Source organism: Paracoccus spongiarum (assembly GCF_030732095.1).
GTDB classification, from domain to species: domain Bacteria; phylum Pseudomonadota; class Alphaproteobacteria; order Rhodobacterales; family Rhodobacteraceae; genus Paracoccus; species Paracoccus spongiarum.
In genome coordinates, this window is record NZ_JAVAMQ010000007.1 from 1 (window position 1) to 17,328 (window position 17,328).

13 protein-coding genes are annotated in these 17,328 nt (G+C 68.2%); 9 read left to right on the forward strand and 4 right to left on the reverse strand.

The features are described from left to right. Window positions 1-452: 452 nt before the first annotated feature. The 3 genes from rpsI to Q5Y72_RS09110 all read right to left on the reverse strand — a co-directional run bounded on the left by rpsI (window position 453) and on the right by Q5Y72_RS09110 (window position 1,990). Window positions 453-947, reverse strand: coding sequence for a 30S ribosomal protein S9 (gene rpsI / locus Q5Y72_RS09100; RefSeq protein WP_305963104.1), 495 nt, complete (start codon window positions 945-947; stop codon window positions 453-455). A 2-nt stretch (window positions 948-949) separates the two neighbouring features. After that, window positions 950-1,414 (reverse strand): 50S ribosomal protein L13, encoded by a 465-nt coding sequence (gene rplM / locus Q5Y72_RS09105; RefSeq protein WP_191308712.1) that lies wholly within the window; start codon window positions 1,412-1,414, stop codon window positions 950-952. Between the two features lie 153 nt (window positions 1,415-1,567). Beyond that, a complete protein-coding gene (locus tag Q5Y72_RS09110) occupies window positions 1,568-1,990 on the reverse strand; it encodes a PaaI family thioesterase (RefSeq protein WP_305963105.1) in 423 nt (140 codons plus the stop codon). A gap of 57 nt (window positions 1,991-2,047) precedes the next feature. Between Q5Y72_RS09110 and Q5Y72_RS09115 the strand changes: the two genes are divergently transcribed. Beyond that, window positions 2,048-2,839 carry an enoyl-CoA hydratase gene (locus Q5Y72_RS09115; protein ID WP_305963106.1) on the forward strand — a complete coding sequence of 264 codons (792 nt, stop codon included), beginning with the start codon at window positions 2,048-2,050 and terminating at the stop codon, window positions 2,837-2,839. A gap of 10 nt (window positions 2,840-2,849) precedes the next feature. On the opposite strand, the gene Q5Y72_RS09120 is transcribed toward Q5Y72_RS09115, so the two are convergent. After that, the gene (locus Q5Y72_RS09120) at window positions 2,850-3,314 is read right to left on the reverse strand and encodes an Lrp/AsnC family transcriptional regulator (protein WP_305963267.1); all 465 of its coding nucleotides are present in this window, start codon (window positions 3,312-3,314) and stop codon (window positions 2,850-2,852) included. 110 nt (window positions 3,315-3,424) lie between these two features. Between Q5Y72_RS09120 and putA the strand changes: the two genes are divergently transcribed. The 8 genes from putA to opgC all read left to right on the forward strand — a co-directional run bounded on the left by putA (window position 3,425) and on the right by opgC (window position 17,250). Next, a complete protein-coding gene (putA, locus tag Q5Y72_RS09125) occupies window positions 3,425-6,796 on the forward strand; it encodes a bifunctional proline dehydrogenase/L-glutamate gamma-semialdehyde dehydrogenase PutA (RefSeq protein ID WP_305963107.1) in 3,372 nt (1,123 codons plus the stop codon). A gap of 134 nt (window positions 6,797-6,930) precedes the next feature. Then, window positions 6,931-8,151, forward strand: a complete 1,221-nt coding sequence (locus Q5Y72_RS09130; RefSeq protein WP_305963108.1) for a 3-deoxy-D-manno-octulosonic acid transferase — start codon at window positions 6,931-6,933, stop codon at window positions 8,149-8,151. A 13-nt stretch (window positions 8,152-8,164) separates the two neighbouring features. Beyond that, complete coding sequence (locus tag Q5Y72_RS09135) at window positions 8,165-8,614, forward strand: DUF1178 family protein (protein WP_305963109.1); 450 nt, start codon at window positions 8,165-8,167, stop codon at window positions 8,612-8,614. Between the two features lie 105 nt (window positions 8,615-8,719). Beyond that, on the forward strand, window positions 8,720-9,976 hold the full coding sequence (locus Q5Y72_RS09140) for an aspartate kinase (RefSeq protein ID WP_305963110.1): 1,257 nt from the start codon (window positions 8,720-8,722) through the stop codon (window positions 9,974-9,976). A gap of 69 nt (window positions 9,977-10,045) precedes the next feature. After that, the gene (gene ptsP / locus Q5Y72_RS09145) at window positions 10,046-12,292 is read left to right on the forward strand and encodes a phosphoenolpyruvate--protein phosphotransferase (RefSeq protein ID WP_305963111.1); all 2,247 of its coding nucleotides are present in this window, start codon (window positions 10,046-10,048) and stop codon (window positions 12,290-12,292) included. Between the two features lie 144 nt (window positions 12,293-12,436). Further along, window positions 12,437-13,993, forward strand: a complete 1,557-nt coding sequence (locus tag Q5Y72_RS09150) for an OpgD/OpgG family glucan biosynthesis protein (RefSeq protein ID WP_305963112.1) — start codon at window positions 12,437-12,439, stop codon at window positions 13,991-13,993. Beyond that, the gene (gene mdoH, locus Q5Y72_RS09155) at window positions 13,990-16,083 is read left to right on the forward strand and encodes a glucans biosynthesis glucosyltransferase MdoH (RefSeq protein ID WP_305963113.1); all 2,094 of its coding nucleotides are present in this window, start codon (window positions 13,990-13,992) and stop codon (window positions 16,081-16,083) included. The genes Q5Y72_RS09150 and mdoH overlap by 4 nt, the downstream gene beginning before the upstream one ends. Window positions 16,084-16,113: 30 nt before the next feature. Then, window positions 16,114-17,250: an OpgC domain-containing protein gene (opgC, locus tag Q5Y72_RS09160; protein ID WP_305963114.1), complete on the forward strand. Its 1,137-nt coding sequence runs from the start codon at window positions 16,114-16,116 to the stop codon at window positions 17,248-17,250. The last annotated feature ends 78 nt before the right edge of the window (window positions 17,251-17,328 follow it).

Sequence of the window (17,328 nt, forward strand, 5' to 3'; positions counted from 1 at the left end):
ATTGCGGAAGATGCGCCATTCTAGCGACGCCCCTACCGGTCGTTCATTCCCGAATTGTCTTCCGAAGATCGCGGCGACGCCACTTTCCCCGTCCCGTTCAGCGTGTTCCGCCGTCCGGTGAAGGGGTATTTACGGATGGGGGCCGGAACCCGCAAGAGGAAAAATGCGAAACCCCGGAAGATTTCGCACAACCTTCTGACAGAAAAGCAGAAATTCGTGACAGCGTCGTGACGGTGAAAGGCCCGCGACTCTCCTGCTCGCCTGCCCGGTGCCAGGATTCGCGCGGATTTCGGGAGGTTGGCCGGCGGATTCGCTGTCCGGCGACTCGCAAGGACGCCAAGGCTGCCACGGGTTCCGCCAGCAACGGGGCGTGGAATCGCCGCCGGCCGGGCGACAATGCAAAAGGCGCGCCCCGAGGGACGCGCCTTGCAGCAGTTGCGATGCCGAAATGCTCAGCGCTTCGAGAACTGGAAGCTGCGGCGGGCCTTGGCCTTGCCGTATTTCTTTCGCTCGACCACGCGGCTGTCGCGGGTCAGGAAGCCTGCGGCCTTCAGCGCGGCGCGCAGCGAGGGTTCGTGCAGCTGCAGCGCCTGGCTGATGCCGTGCTTGACCGCGCCCGCCTGGCCAGAGAGGCCGCCGCCCTTGACGGTGGCCTGCACGTCATACTGGCCGGCCACGCCCGCCACGTCGAAGGGCTGGCGCAGGATCATCTGCAGCACGGGACGCGCGAAGTAGTCGTTGATGTCCTTGCCGTTCACGGTGACCTTGCCCGAGCCGGGCTTGACCCAGACGCGGGCGACCGCGTCCTTGCGCTTGCCGGTGGCATAGCTGCGGTTCAGGTCGTCGCGCTGCGCCTCGCGGCGCGCGGGGGCCTCGGCGGTCGCGGCGGCGGCGGTGCCCGAGACGGCCGATTTCAGATCGTCGAGGGTTTTGATGTCTTCGGCCATAATCACGCGCTCCGGGTGTTCTTGGCGTTCAGGACCTTGACGTCCAGAACTTCGGGCTGCTGCGCCTCGTGCGGATGCTCGGTGCCCGCATAGACGCGCAGATGGGTCATCTGCTGCTTGCCCAGCTTGTTGCGGCTGATCATGCGCTCGACGGCCTTGATCACGACGCGCTCGGGATGGGCGCCTTCCAGCACCTGGCGGGCCGTGCGGTGCTTGATCCCGCCCGGATGGCCGGTGTGCCAGTAGTATTTCTTGTCGTCACGCTTGTTGCCGGTCATCTGCACCTTGTCGGCGTTGATGATGATGACGTTGTCGCCCATGTCCATGTGCGGCGTGAAGGTCGGCTTGTGCTTGCCGCGCAGGCGATTGGCGACGATCGTGGCGAGGCGGCCCAGAACGACGCCCTCGGCATCGATCAGGATCCACTTCTTCTCGATCTCCGCCGGTTTCGCGGTATAGGTTTTCATGTGTCGTCCCTTCAGGGTCGGTGTGCAATTCGAGATGGCGGTGTATCGAAGATCGCGGCTGCAAGGTCAAGACCGGCGATGTCGCAAAAATCATTGTATTTCAGCTACTTGCGAAATAGGTATCAATATACCGCATGCCAAACCCCCGCCTGGCTAGGCTTTTGGCGGAATCGAATAGGTCATCGAGCTGCGCGCGACCGGCAGTTCCGACCCCTCCGAGAAGATCAGCGCCTCGCCGACCGCCAGCACACGCCCCAGCTTCAGCAGCCGGCACTCGGCGATCAGGGCGCGCCCGGCCTCGGGCTTGCGCATGAAGTCGATCGAGGCGTTCGTGGTCACCGCAAGGGCCACCGGACCCAGCCGCGCCAGAATCGCGCAATAGATCGCCAGATCGGCCAGCGCGAACATCGACGGGCCGCTCACCGTGCCGCCGGGGCGCAGATGCGCGTCATCGACCGACAGCCGCGCGGTCAGGCGCTGCGCCTCGACCTGCTCGACCCGGTAGCTTCCCGCGACCTGCGGAAAGTCCCGCGCGAGAAAGGCGTTCAGCGCCTCGGCGTCCATGATGATCTGCATGCTTTCCCCTTGCCCCGTTCCCCCCTAGGCTTCCGCGCAAAGGGAGGAGAAGACAAGATGCAGGACCTCGTGCTGCGCGACGATACCGGCCATGTGGCCCGGTTGCGGCTGAACAACGGCGCGCGCTTCAATCCGCTGTCGCTGGAAATGATCGATGCGCTGGCCGATGCCTTTCGCCTGATCGCCTCGGACGATCGCATCCGTGCGGTGATCCTGGCAGCCGAGGGCAAGGCGTTCTCGGTCGGCCATGACCTGCGGCAGATGCAGCGGGCGCGCGCCGATGACGATGCGGGCCGCAGGGCCTATGAGGCGCTGTTTGCGCGCTGCGCCGGCATGATGCAGATGATCCCCGACCTGCCGCAGCCGGTGATCGCCGAGGTTCAGGGCGTGGCCACGGCCGCCGGCTGCCAGCTGGTCGCATCCTGCGATCTGGCGATCGCGGCCGACACGGCGCGCTTTGGCGTCAACGGCGTCGATATCGGCCTGTTCTGCGCAACCCCGATGGTCGCGCTGACCCGCGCCGTGCCGCCCCGGGCCGCGTTCGAGATGCTGGTGACGGGCGACTTCATCGACGCGACCCGCGCGCGGGACCTCGGGCTGGTCAACCGCGTCGCCGCGCCTGCGGATCTGCCCGCGCAGGCGATGCACCTGGCGCAGCAGATCGCGGCCAAGCTGCCGGCGGCCGTGCGGATGGGCAAGCGCGCCTTCCACGACCAGTTGCGGCTCGGCTTGTCCGAGGCCTACCACCATGCCGGCGGCACGATCTGCGAGAACCTGATGCTGCCCGACACCGACGAGGGCATTGCCGCGTTCCTCGAAAAGCGGCGGCCGCGATGGGCCGGGGACTGATCCGGAGCCCTCATGGCGCGGTCCAGTTCTGTTCGACCACCGCCTCCATCGCGACGTAGCTCGTGGTCGCATTGATGTGGGGCAGCGCCGAGATCCTTTCGGCCATGATCCGGCGATAGCCCGCGATGTCGCGCGACCGCACCTTCAGCAGATAGTCGAAGCCGCCCGCGATCATGTAGCATTCCTCGACCTCCTCGATGGCGCGCACCGCCGTGTTGAACTGCTCCAGCGCCTTCTGCCGGGTATCGGTCAGGCGCACCTCGACATAGGTCACATGGGTCAGGCCCAGCTTCAGCGGTGACAGGATGGCCCGATAGCCGGTGATCAGGCCCATCTCCTCCATCTGCCGCAGCCGCAGGGCAACCGGGGTCTTGGACAGCCCGACCTTGCGCGCCAGTTCGGTGATGGGGATACGCGCATTCGCCACAAGCTCTGCCAGGATCTTCCGGTTGGTGGCGTCCAGAATGTCGTCCACGATCTGCCAATCCCCGTTTTTGTAAGCCGTATGACCACGATACTGGCTGAAATTGGTCACATCGTCCATCCGTGATCCGGTATTCTGCGCCAATGCAGCAGGAGACCGCCATGACCCAGACCGATCTGTCCGCCTTCACCACCGACGCCAAGTTCCGGCCCGAAGACAACCTGCTGCCCGAGCTGGTCGCGCAGGCAGGGCTGGATGAAAAGGCCCGCGCGGCGATCACCGCCCGCGCCGCCGATCTGGTGCGCCGCATCCGCAGCGAGGCCAAGCCGACGCTGATGGAACATTTCCTGTCCGAATACGGGCTGTCCACCCGCGAGGGCGTGGCGCTGATGTGCCTGGCCGAGGCGATGCTGCGCGTGCCCGACAAGATGACCATCGACGCGCTGATCGAGGACAAGATCGCGCCGTCGGACTGGGGCCGGCATCTGGGCGAGGCATCGTCCAGCCTGGTGAATGCCTCGACCTGGGCGCTGATGCTGACCGGCAAGGTTCTGGACGACGACCAGCCCGGCATCGCCGGCACGCTGCGCGGCGCGATCCGCAGGCTGGGCGAGCCGGTGATCCGCACCGCCGTCACCCGCGCGATGAAGGAGATGGGCCGGCAATTCGTGCTGGGCCAGACCATCGACGCCGCGCTGGACCGCGCGCGTGCGCAGGAAGCGCAGGGCTATACCTACAGCTATGACATGCTGGGCGAGGCCGCGATGACCCAGGCCGACGCCGATCGCTATGCCCGCGAATACGCCACCGCCATCAAGGCGATCGCCGGCGCCTGCACCAAGGGCACCGTCCGCAAGAACCCCGGCATCTCGATCAAGCTGTCGGCGCTGCATCCCCGCTATGAGGTCGCACAGGAAGATCGCGTGCTGGCCGAACTGGTGCCCGTGGTCCTGAATCTGGCGCAGCAGGCCAAGGCCGCCGGGATGGGCATGAACATCGACGCCGAGGAACAGGACCGGCTGGTGATCTCGCTCAAGGTGATCGGGGCGGTGCTGTCCGATCCCTCGCTGGCGGGCTGGGACGGATTCGGCGTGGTGGTGCAGGCCTATGGCAAGCGCGCGGGCGCCGTCATCGACTGGCTGTACCAGACCGCCAGCGATCTGGACCGCAAGATCATGGTGCGGCTGGTCAAGGGCGCCTATTGGGATACCGAGATCAAGCGCGCGCAGGTCGAGGGCTTTCCCGACTTCCCGCTGTTCACCAACAAGACCGCGACCGATGTCAGCTATATCGCCCATGCGCGCAAGCTGATCGGCTATGCCGACCGGATCTATCCGCAATTCGCGACGCACAACGCACAGACCGTCGCAGCGGTGCTGGAAATGACCGGCGGCATCGACTTCGAATTCCAGCGCCTGCACGGCATGGGCGAACGGCTGCATGACATCGTTCTGCGCCAGACCAAGGGTGCCTGCCGCATCTACGCCCCTGTCGGCGCGCATCGCGACCTGCTGGCCTACCTGGTCCGCCGGCTGCTGGAAAACGGCGCCAACAGCAGCTTTGTCCACCAGATCGTCGATGAGAACGTCTCGCCCGAAGAGGTTGCCCGCGATCCCTTCGGGGCACTGTCATCGGCCCGCGCCCCGGCCGGCCTTGCGGCGCCTGCGCACATCTTCGGCCAGGGCCGGACGAACTCGACGGGTTTCGACCTGACCGACGAAGCCACGCTGGCCCGGATCGGCGCCGCGCGCGACGTGGCGATTCCGGATGCCGGACCGATGACCGTGTCCGCGTCCAGCGGCACCGCCCGGCCGGTGCTGAACCCGGCCACCGGTCAGCCCGTCGCGCAGATCACCGAAGCCGACGCCGCGACGGTGGCACAGGCGATCGCCGATGCCCGGCCCTGGTCCGCCCCGCCGGCCGAGCGTGCGGCAACGCTGCGCCGCGCCGCCGATCTGTATGAACAGGAATTCGGCCCGATCTTCGCGGCCCTGGGCCGCGAGGCCGGCAAGTCGCTTGCCGATGCCGTGGGCGAACTGCGCGAGGCCGTCGATTTCCTGCGCTTCTATGCCGCCGAGGGCGAGGCCCGCGACCAGGCGCCGCGCGGCGTCTTTACCGCGATCAGCCCGTGGAACTTTCCGCTGGCGATCTTCACCGGGCAGGTTGCCGCGGCGCTGATGGCCGGCAATGCCGTGCTGGCGAAGCCCGCCGAACAGACCCCGCTGATCGCCGCCATCGCGGTGCGGCTGCTGCATCAGGCCGGCGTGCCCGCCGCGGCCCTGCAACTGCTGCCGGGCGATGGCGCCACTGTCGGCGCGGCCCTGACCTCGGACGCGCGCGTCAACGGCGTCGTCTTCACCGGCTCGACCGACACCGCCCGGATCATCGCCCGCGCCATGGCCGCGACGATGCCCCCCGGCACGCCGCTGATCGCCGAGACCGGCGGGCTGAACGCCATGATCGTCGACTCGACCGCCCTGCCCGAACAGGCGGTGCGCGACATCGTGGCTTCGGCCTTCCGCTCGGCCGGGCAACGCTGCTCGGCGCTGCGCTGCCTTTATGTGCAGGACGACATCGCGCCGCATGTGATCGAGATGATCAAGGGCGCGATGGATCAGCTGCGCGTGGGCGACCCCTGGCATCTGGCGACCGATGTCGGCCCGGTGATCGACGCCGAGGCGCAGCAGGGTATCGCCGCCTATCTCGACGCCGGCAAGGGACGTGTCCTGCATAGCCTCTCGGCCCCGCAGCAGGGCCATTTCATCGCGCCCACGCTGATGAAGGTGGGCGGCATCGAGGATCTGGAACGCGAGATCTTCGGCCCGGTCCTGCATGTCGCGACCTTCCGCAACCGCGACCTGCCGAAGGTGATCGCGCAAATCAACGGCCGGGGATTCGGCCTGACCTTCGGCCTGCACACCCGCATCGATTCGCGCGTGCAAGAGGTGACCGAGGCGATCCATGCCGGCAACCTCTACGTGAACCGCAACCAGATCGGCGCTGTCGTCGGCAGCCAGCCCTTTGGCGGCGAGGGCCTGTCGGGCACCGGACCGAAGGCTGGCGGCCCGCTGTATCTGGCACGCTTCTTCGCCCCCGAACCGCCGCAAGCCGCCGGCGCGGCCGCAACGGCGCCCAGGGCCCAGACCCTGCCCCGGCAGCGCCTGATGCCCGGCCCCACCGGCGAGCTGAACCAGCTGACCCTGCTGGCGCGCCCGGCGATCCTCTGCGCAGGCCCCGGCCGCGATGCGGTCGAGGCGCAGGCCCGCGCCGTCGAGACACTGGGCGGCATCGCGCGCCGCGCCGAGGCCGAGCCGTCGCCCGAGAGCCTCGCCGCGACGGACGACATCTCGGCGGTGATCTGGTGGGGCGACGACGATCGCGGCCGCGCCTACGCCAAGGCGCTGGCGGCGGGGACCGGCCCGATCCTGCCGCTGATCACCGCGCGGCCCGACCTGGCGCATGTTGCCCATGAACGGCATCTCTGCGTCGATACCACGGCGGCCGGCGGCAACGCCGCGCTGCTTGCCGGCTGAGGCGAGGCGGGCGCCAGGGCCCGCCTAACCGACTGATATGGCTACGCGATCGTCAAGCATCGTTTACAAGCGCCATGGTTCATCCTAGGAAGCTTGCGCAGCCCCGACCGGGCTGCGCGGCCCAGGGGCGACCGATGATCTATGCCGCCACGACCAGGATCGCCGAAGGCGCTCTGCGCCTTCGCGCCCGGCTGTCACGCTCGGACAGCCTGCGCGAACGGCTGGTCGGCGGCGCACCGCCCGCCGCGGCCGACATCTGGGTGCACGGCGCCTCGGTGGGCGAACTGACATCGGCCCGTCCCATCATCGAGGCGCTGGCCTCGGACCTGCGACTGATCGTGACCACCAACAGCGAAACCGGCCGCGACATGGTGGCGGGCTGGGGATTGTCCGCGCGCCTTGCGCCGCTGGACCTGCCGGGGGCGCTGGACCGGTTCCTGAACGCCGTGACGCCCGCCCTGCAGATCACGCTGGAGAACGAATTCTGGCCGCTGCGCTCGCGGCTGCTGGGCCAGCGGGGCATCGCGCAGGCGATGATCGGCGCGCGGATGTCGCAACGCTCGGCCACGCTGTGGGCGCGGTTGCCCGGGGTCATCCAGCCGATGCTGCAACGCCTTGCCGCCGTCTCGGCGCAGGATGGCCACAGCGAGGCGCGGCTGCTGCAACTGGGCCTGCCACAGGCCGCGCTGCTGCCACGGCTTGACCTGAAGCTGCTGACCCCTGCCCGCATCGCGCCGCCCGAGGACAACGCCCTGCGCGACCGCACCCTGCTTGCGGCATCGACCCATGAGGGCGAGGAGGCCGCGGTTCTGGACGCCTGGATGGCGGCGCGTCGCGAGCATCCCGACCTGCGCCTGATCCTCGCCACCCGGCATCCGCAACGCGGCGACGAGGTGGCGGCGCTGATCGTGGCGCGCGGCCTGCCGCTGGCACGAAGATCGGCGGGCGCGGCCGCCACGACCGATCCGCTGTTGCTGGCCGACACCCTCGGAGAGATGGATCGCTGGTATGCACAGGCGGGCATCTGCCTTGTCGGCGGCTCGCTGACCGACCGGGGCGGGCACACCCCGTGGGAGCCGGCGGCCCATCGCTGCGCGATCCTGACCGGCCCGCATGTCGGCAACTTCCTCGACGCCTACGCGGCGCTGACCGAGGCGGGCGCCGCCCGGCAGGTATCGGCAGGGGATCTGGCGGCGATACTGGCCGCGCTGCGCGCCGATCCGGCGGTTGCACGGCGCATGGGCCGCGCGGCACGCGATGTGCTGGACGATCGCACAGGCGCACCCGGGGCCCTCGTCGACCGCCTGCGCGATCTTGCGCAACGCCCTGCCAGATCCGATATGAAGGGGAGATGACAGGGAAAACGTCATGATCCGCTATGCCTTGCGCTGTGACAAAAGACACGACTTCGATGGCTGGTTCCGCTCGTCCGAGGGGTTCGAGTCGCTGCGCCGCGCGGGGCAGGTCGTCTGCGCGCAATGCGGATCGACGCAGGTCGAAAAGGCGCTGATGGCGCCCGCGGTCCCGAAGGAGGCGGCCGACCAGCCGGCCGCGCCCGCCGCGCAACCCTCGTCGCACCCCCTGTCCCGGCCGCGTTCCGCCGCCGAGGCCGCGCTGGCCAGTCTGCGCCGGCATGTCGAGGCGAACTCCGACTATGTCGGCATGAACTTCGTGGCCGAGGCCCGCGCCATGCACGAGGGTGCGGCGCCGCATCGCGCCATCCATGGCGAGGCCCGTCCCGACGAGGCGCGCAAGCTGATCGAGGACGGCGCCCCGGTCGCGCCCCTGCCCTTCTTGCCGCGCCAGAAATCCAACTGACACACGCCGCCGGACGGCCCTCGCGCGACCATATGGGCCTTGCCCTTTCCGCACACCGCCCATAAAAGCCGCGCCGACGCGCAACTGTGAGGCTGGAGGCCCGTGATGCCGCTTCTGGTGATGAAATTCGGCGGCACCTCGGTCGCCGATCTGGACCGGATCCGGAACGCCGCCCGCAAGGTTCAACGCGAGGTCGACCGCGGCTATGATGTGATCGTCATCGTCAGCGCCATGTCCGGCAAGACCAACGAACTGGTCGGCTGGGTGGAACAGACCTCGCCGCTGTTTGACGCCCGCGAATATGATGCCGTGGTCAGTTCCGGCGAGAACGTCACCGCCGGGCTGATGGCTCTGACTCTTCAGGAGATGGGCGTGCCGGCGCGCAGCTGGCAGGGCTGGCAGGTGCCGATCAACACCACCGCCGCCCATTCCGCCGCGCGCTTCGAATCGATCCCCCGCGCCAATCTGGACCAGAAATTCGCCGAAGGCTTCAAGGTGGCGGTGGTCGCCGGCTTCCAGGGCCTTGGCCCGGATGGCCGCATCACCACGCTGGGTCGCGGCGGCTCGGACACGACCGCCGTGGCCTTCGCCGCAGCCTTCGCCGCCGAACGCTGCGACATCTATACCGATGTGGACGGCGTCTACACCACCGACCCGCGCATCGCCTCGAAGGCGCGCAAGCTGCCGAAGATCGCGTTCGAGGAGATGCTGGAACTGGCCAGCCTCGGGGCCAAGGTCCTGCAGACCCGGTCGGTCGAACTGGCGATGCGCTACAAGGTCCGGCTGCGCGTGCTATCCTCGTTCGAGGATTCGGACGAGAATTCCGGCACGCTGATCTGCGATGAGGATGAAATCATGGAATCGAAAGTCGTCAACGGTGTCGCCGCCTCGCGCGAGGAAGCCAAGATCACGCTGGTGACCGTGGCCGACCGGCCGGGCATCTCGGCCTCGATCTTCGCGCCGCTGGCGGACGCCGGTGTGAATGTCGACATGATCGTGCAGAACATCTCGGAGAAGGATTACGAGGATCACCCCGGCTCGGTGACCGACATGACCTTCTCGGTGCCGATCAATCAGGTCGAGCGCGCCAAGAAGGCGATGGAGGAAGCCAAGGCCGCCGGGCGCATCGCCTATGACGAGCTTGTCGTCGATACCGACGTGGCCAAGGTCAGTGTGGTGGGCATCGGCATGCGCAGCCATACCGGCGTCGCTGCGCGAATGTTCAAGGCGCTTGCCGATGAAAACATCAACATCAAGGTCATCGCCACCAGCGAGATCAAGATTTCGGTGCTGATCGACCGCAAGTATATGGAACTGGCGGTTCAGGCGCTGCATGATGCCTTTGGCCTCGAGGCGGCCTGAAATCACTTCCGAGGAACCGTTCCGCCACATGGCGCGCGGGGCTGTCGCGACAGCAAGGGCAGGCACGCGATGCAAGACCGCAAGAACAGCGATTCACGCAAGCTGCTGCGGCGGCTGAAGGCCATCCTTGCCGCGCCCGGCGGCGGGCAGGACCGGCTTGACCAGATCACCCACCACATTGCCGACTCGATGGGCACGCAGGTCTGTTCGATCTACCTGTTCCGCGATGCCGACACGCTGGAACTCTGCGCGACCGAGGGCCTGCGCGCCGAGTCAGTCCACCAGACGCGGTTGCGGCTGGGCGAGGGCCTTGTGGGCCGCGTCGCCCGCACCGGCCGCTATGTGAACAGCGCCAACGCCCCGGCCGAGCCCGGCTTCCGATTCATGCCCGAAACCGGCGAAGAGGTGTTTCCCAGCTTTCTCGGCGTGCCGATCCAGCGGGTCGGAGAACGGCTGGGCGTGCTGGTCGTGCAGTCGCGCGATCAGCGGCTTTACAGCGACGACGAGATCTGGGGCCTCGAGGTCGTGGCAATGGTCCTGGCCGAAATGACCGAACTTGGCGCCTTCCAGGGCAGTTCGTCCGACAGCATGCCGCAGGGCCATCGCTTTCCCCTGATGATCCGCGGCGGCACCGGACAGGAGGGCGCGGCCGAGGGCTGCGTCTGGCTGCACGAGCCGCGCGTCGTGGTCTCGAACCCGGTCGGCGACGACCCCGAAAAGGAACGGGCCCGCCTGCGCGACGGGGTCGAGCGGTTGCGCAGCACCGTGGACGGCATGGTGGCGGCCGCCGACATGGGCGGCGGCGGCGATCATGCGGCCGTGCTGGAAGCCTACCGCATGTTCGCCCATTCGCGCAGCTGGCTGAAGCGCATGGAAGAGGACATCCGCCTGGGCTTGTCCGCCGAGGCCGCGGTCGAGAAGGAACAGTCCGCCGCCCGCGCGCGGCTGGAAATGTCGTCGGACCCCTATCTGCGCGACCGCCTGCACGATCTGGACGACCTGTCGAACCGGCTGCTGCGGATCCTGACCGGGCAGGGCAACGACACCGGCGCGACCATGCCCGAGAACCCGATCCTGGTCGCGCGCAACATCGGCCCCGCCGAATTGCTGGAATACGGCAGGCGGCTGAAGGGCGTGGTGCTGGAGGAGGGATCGGTCGGCAGTCACGCGGCGATCGTCGCCCGCGCGCTGGCAATCCCGCTGGTGATCCATGCGCCGCGCATCACCACCGAGGCGCTGAACGGCGACCCCATCCTCGTGGATGGCGACCAGGGCATCGTTCACCTGCGCCCCGAGGAATCGGTCGCGACCGCCTTCCGCGACAAGATCGCCATGCAGGCCGAGGCGCAGAACCGCTATGCCAGCCTGCGCGGCCTGCCGGCGACCGGCAGCTGCGGCACGACGATCCAGCTTTACATGAATGCCGGGCTGATGGCCGACCTGCCCTCGCTGGAGGGATCGGGCGCCGAGGGCGTCGGGCTGTTCCGCACCGAATTGCAGTTCCTGATCCGCAACCATGTGCCGCGGCGGGGCGAGCTGGCAGACCTCTATCGCCATGTCCTTGACCGCGCGATGGGCAAGCCGGTGATGTTCCGCACGCTGGACATCGGGTCCGACAAGGTGCTGCCCTACATGAAGCCGCAGGACGAGCCGAACCCGGCCATGGGCTGGCGCGCGATCCGCGTGGGGCTGGACAAGCGCGGGGTCCTGCGGATGCAGCTTCAGGCGCTGATCCGCGCCTCGGTCGGCCGGCCGCTGCATGTGATGTTCCCCTTCATCGCCGATATCGGCGAATACGAGGCGGCGCACCGCATCCTGATGCAGGAATTGTCGCGCGAGCAGCGGATGGGGCACCCGATGCCCAGCGACATCCGGGTGGGGGCGATGCTGGAAACGCCCTCGCTGGCCTTCGCGCCGCGCAAGTTCTTCGAGATGTGCGACTTCATCTCGATCGGCGGCAACGACCTGAAGCAGTTCTTCTTCGCCGCCGACCGCGAGAACGAACGGGTGCGCAGGCGCTATGACACAATGAACAGCTCGTTCCTGTCGCTGCTGCGCCAGATCGTTTCGCGCTGCGACGAGGCGCGGGTGCCGCTGTCCTTCTGCGGCGAGGATGCGGGCCGGCCCATCGAGGCGCTGACCTTCGCCGCCCTCGGCATTCGCCGCCTGTCGATGCGCCCCGCCTCGATCGGCCCGGTCAAGCACCTGATCCGGCGCGTGTCGATCACCGAATTGCGCGGCGTCATCGACGAGGCGCAGGATTTCGGACTGACAAACCTGCGCCGCCCGGTGACGGAATGGCTTGCAAGACAATAGCGCCGATCGGCAGATAAGCGCCGAGCCACGAACAGACGAGACGTTGATTCAACCCACGGGCATGACGGCCCGGCCTCGACACAGCTTGCTGCGCTGCGGCAGTCGCCCTAAGATGTCTAGGTTTTATCGGCAAAAATCACTGACATGAAGCGTCGCCAATTCCTCAATGCCGCCACCGCGCTGGCCGCCAGCGGCCCCTTCGTCGCCACCCCCGCCCAGGCACAGGCCCCGGCGGGCGACGATCCGACGGCGCCCCGGCCCGCCACGACCGTCTTCGGCTTCGAGGAGGTCGCGGCCCTGGCGGCCGAGCGCGCCACCCGCGTCTACCAGCAGCCGGTGGCCGAGCAGGTCGGCAGCTTTGCCAACCTGAACTACGACCAGTATCGCGGCATCCGCTTCCGGCCCGAGCGCGACCCCCTGGGCGGCGAGGGCGGCTTCCGGATGGATCTGCTGCCGCCCGGCGCGATCTTCTACGAGCCCGTCAATATCAGCGTCGTGCGCAACGGAGTCCCGCAGCGGATCGTGTTCGACCCGAAGATGCTGGACTTCGATCCATCGCAATTCCCCGATGGCCCCGACCTCGAGACCAAGGGCGAGATGGGCTGGTCCGGCTTCCGGCTGCGCACCATGCTGAACCGGCCCGGCGTTATGGACGAATTCCTGGTCTTCCAGGGCGCCAGCTATTTCCGCGCGGTGGCGCGCGGCACGCTGTATGGCCTGTCGGCCCGCGGCCTGGCGATCAAGACCGGAAGCCCCGATGGCGAGGAATTCCCCCTGTTCACCGATTTCTGGGTGCATCAGCCGGACGAGTCCTCGCAATCCGTCCGCATTCACGCGCTGCTGGACAGCAAGTCGCTGACCGCCGCGTTCCAGTTCGACGTCAATCCGGGCGCCGTGACGATGGTGCGCACGCGGCTGGCGATCTTTCCGCGCGTCGATCTGCAGAACACCGGCATCGCGCCGCTGACCTCGATGTTCTGGTTCAGCCCGGCCAGCCGCCGCGCGGTCGACGACTATCGGCCGGCCGTCCATGACAGCGATGGGCTGCAGATGCAGACGGGCGCCGGCCAGGCGCTGTGGCGCAGCCTCGCCTCGCACAAGAACCTGCAGATCTCGTCCTTCGTGGACAGCAACCCGCGCGGCTTCGGCCTGGTCCAGCGCAACCGCGCCTTCGAGGATTACCAGGATGCCGAGGCGATGTATCACCAGCGCCCCTCGGCCTGGATCGAGCCCGAGGGCGACTGGGGCGAGGGCGAGGTGCGGCTGATCGAGATCCCGGTCGAGAACGAGTTCAACGACAACATCGTCAGCTATTGGCTGCCCAAGGCCGTGATGGCCAAGGGCGAGCGCAGCGAATTCGCCTATCGGCTCAGCTTCGCGGCGCTGCCGCCGAACGACCTGCCCCTGTCGCGCGTGCGGCAGGTGCGCACGGGACGTTCGATCAATGTCGAGACGACGCGCAGCTTCATCGTCGATTTCGACCTGTCCCTGTTCGGCACGGACCTGCCCGAATCGCGGGTCACGACCTCGGCAGGGCGGATCGTCCATGCCTATCTGAAGCCGCTGCCCGAACAGCGCGTGCTGCGCCTCGCCTTCGAGTTCGAGCCGGGCGATGCGGTGCTGGCTGACCTTCAGGCGCTGCTGACGGACAAGGATGGCGTCGCGCTCAGCGAAAGCTGGCTGGCGCGCTGGACCGCATGAGCGGCGACATCTCCCCGTCGATGACCGCGATGGCGGCGGTGCCGCCGGCCGCGCCGCTGGAGATGCCGGTGCAGGATTTCCGCCTGCGCCCGCAGCGCCGGCGGGCGCGGCCGCACGACCTGTGGCGGGTCTGGCTGGCGCGCCTGGTGGCCTTCGGCGGCACGGCGGCGCTGGCCGTGATCGGCTATACGCAGATGCTGGCCAGCTTTGGCGACCGTCCGACGCCGATGCAGATCGCCCTGCTGGTGCTGTTCGTGCCGACCTTCGCCTGGGTGGGCCTGTCCTTCAGCGGCCTTGTCGCCGGGCTGTTCGCGCCGCGGCTGACCCTTCCCGAGGGGCCGAACGAGGCCCGCCTCGTCGTCGTCATGCCGATCTATCACGAGAATGCCGCGAAAAGCATCGGGTTGCTGACCGCGCTGGCCGCCGATCTCGACCGGCAGGGCATGGCCGGACGGGCCGAAATCTTCGTGCTGTCCGACAGCCGCGACCCGGCAGTCGCGGTCAACGAGACGCTTGCCATCGCCGCCGCGCGCGAGATGTCGCCGCTGCCGATCTGGTACAGGCGCCGGCGCAGCAACGAGGACCGCAAATCCGGCAACCTGGCCGAGTTCATCCGCCGATGGGGCGGCCGTTATGACCACATGGTTGTGCTTGACGCCGACAGCGTGATGACCGGCGAGACGATCCGCATCCTGTCGGCGCGGATGAATGCCGATCCCGACCTTGCGCTGATCCAGACCATGCCGGTGCTGGTCGGCGGGGAAACGATCTTCGCGCGGCTGACCCAGTTCGCGGGCCGTGTCTATGGCCCGATGATCGCGCGCGGCGTCGCCGCGTGGTCGGGCAGCACCGGCAATTACTGGGGCCACAACGCCATCATCCGCGTGCAGGCCTTCGCCGAAAGCTGCGGCCTGCCGCGCCTGCCCGGCAGGCCGCCCTTCGGCGGCACGATCCTCAGCCATGATTTCGTCGAGGCGGCGGCGCTGTGCCGCGCCGGCTGGAAGGTGCGGCTGGATCCCGACCTGCGTGGCAGCTACGAGGGCTGCCCGCCGACCCTGCTGGACATGGCGGCCCGCGAAAGGCGCTGGGCGCAGGGCAACCTGCAACATGCCCGGCTGTTCGGCATGCGCGGCGCACGGGCCATCAGCCGGGTGCATTTCGCCGTCGGGATCCTGGGCTTCCTGATGAGCCCGATCTGGCTGGCACTGATCCTGGTGGGCCTCGTGCTGTCCGCGACGGTGCTGCTGTCAACGCCCGAATACTTCCCGAACGCCTACCAGCTTTTCCCGGACTGGCCGGTGTTCGACTCGCGGCGGATGCTGTGGCTGTTCGCGGCGGCGATGGCGCTGCTGCTGCTGCCCAAGCTGATCGCGACCGTCCGGGCCTGGCTGCGGCCCCTGGCGCGCAACTCGGGCGGGCCGGTCCGCATCTTCGCCAGCGCGCTGTTCGAGATCCTGCTGTCGGCGCTGATCGCGCCGGTGCAGATGCTGATCCAGACCCGGCAGATCTACGAGATCCTGCGCGGCCATGACAGCGGCTGGCAGGCGCAGGTCCGCGCCGGCTCGATGCCCGGCTGGGGGGTGGTGCTGAGCCGCCACTGGATCCACGTCCTTCTGGGGGCGGTCACGCTGGTGATCCTTGCGAATTTCGCGCCCGGCCAGCTGATCTGGCTGTCGCCGATCCTCGCGGGGCTGCTGCTGTCGCCGCTGACCTCGCGTTTCTCGGCCAGCCCGGTCTTCGGACGGTGGGCACGGATGCGCGGGCTCCTGGTCACGCCCGAGGAACGCGATCCGCCGGCGATCCTGTCCGAGGCCTCTGCCGCGACCCGCGCACTGCCCCGTCCGATGGCCGGCGCCGAGGCGATCCTGCACCTGGCCGAGGATGCGGCGGCCCGCACCCGCCACGCCGCGCTTCTGGACCCGCCGCCTGCGCGGTCGGCTGCGCAGCGCCTGCCGCAGATCACCGCCGAGGCCAAGATCGACCATGCCGCCAACCGCGCCGAGGCGCTGGGCTTCCTGACCAGGGACGAGACCGAAGCCCTGGTCAGTGACGCGGCGCTTCTGGAACGCTGGAGCCGCCTGCCCGCTTGAGCGCGGCGGCGGCACGGGATATCGAACATCATGAACCGCCTGATCGCCCTCGACATGCTGCGCGGCTATGCGCTGGTCTGCATCATGCTGGACCACATGCCCGTCTCGCCATCGCGCAAGCTGACCCTGGCCAACTTCTCGGTCTTCGATGCGGCCGAACTGTTCGTGCTGCTGTCGGGCTTCCTCGTCGGCATCGTCTGGCAAAGCGTCGAGCGCAAGGACGGGCTGCGGGCCGCGCAGTGGCGTTTCGCGCGCCGCTCGTTCGAGGTGTGGCGGGCGCTGGTGCTGGGCGGCATCGTCATGGCGCTGCTGTCGGCGGGGCTGCTGGCGATCGGCATGGAACACACCGCAGTCTGGAACCAGTATGCGATCTGGATCCTCGACAATCCGCTTGGCTATGTCGGCACGCTGGCGACCATGTGGCTTCAGCCGAACCTTCTGGACGTGCTGGCCGTCTATGTGATCCTGCTGGCCTCGGCGCCGCTGCTGGTGCCGCTGCTGCGGCGCTTTCCCCTCAGCTTCGCGGCCGGATCGCTGGCGCTGTGGTGGTTCGCGCCGGTGCTGAATCCGCTGATCCCCAACCACAACAAGGGCGGGCTGCTATTCAATCCCTTCGGCTGGCAGATGCTGTTCTATACCGGCGTCGCGATGGGCCTGTTCCGCGCGCAGGTCATGCCCCTTCTGCTGCGCCACAGCCGTCTGCTGACGGTGCTGGCCTGGGGGATGTTCCTGTTCGGCGCCTCGATCATCATCGCGCTGAAATTCGGCGATGCGGCACTGCCGGTGCGCGACGCGCTGAAGCTGGTCTATGGCCAGATCGACAAATGGCCGCTGGACGGCACCCGCTATCTGGCGATCCTCGCGGCAAGCTGGCTGGTCGCCGTGCCGCTGGCCCGCGTGATGGAGCGTCTGGCGTCCACCCGCCTCGGCGTTGGCCTGCAGGAGATCGGGCGCGGCGGGCTGTGGTCCTTCATCGCCTGCGTGCTGCTGTCGATCGTGGCGGATGCCTTCCAGATGAACCCGCCCGGTCAGGGGCTGTGGCGCAAGCTGGCAGTCGATCTTTGGGCGGTCGTTGCGCTGTGGTGGCTGGCTGCGATCTGGATGGCCCATGGCGCCCCCTGGCAGAAGGCCCGCAAGGCGCGCCGCGCGGCCGGGGCACCCGGCTGAGCCTTCGGCGACCTGGCAACCCCTGCGCACAAACTCGACGCTCACTGGTTGCCCCAGCGTCAGCTTTTCGATAACAGC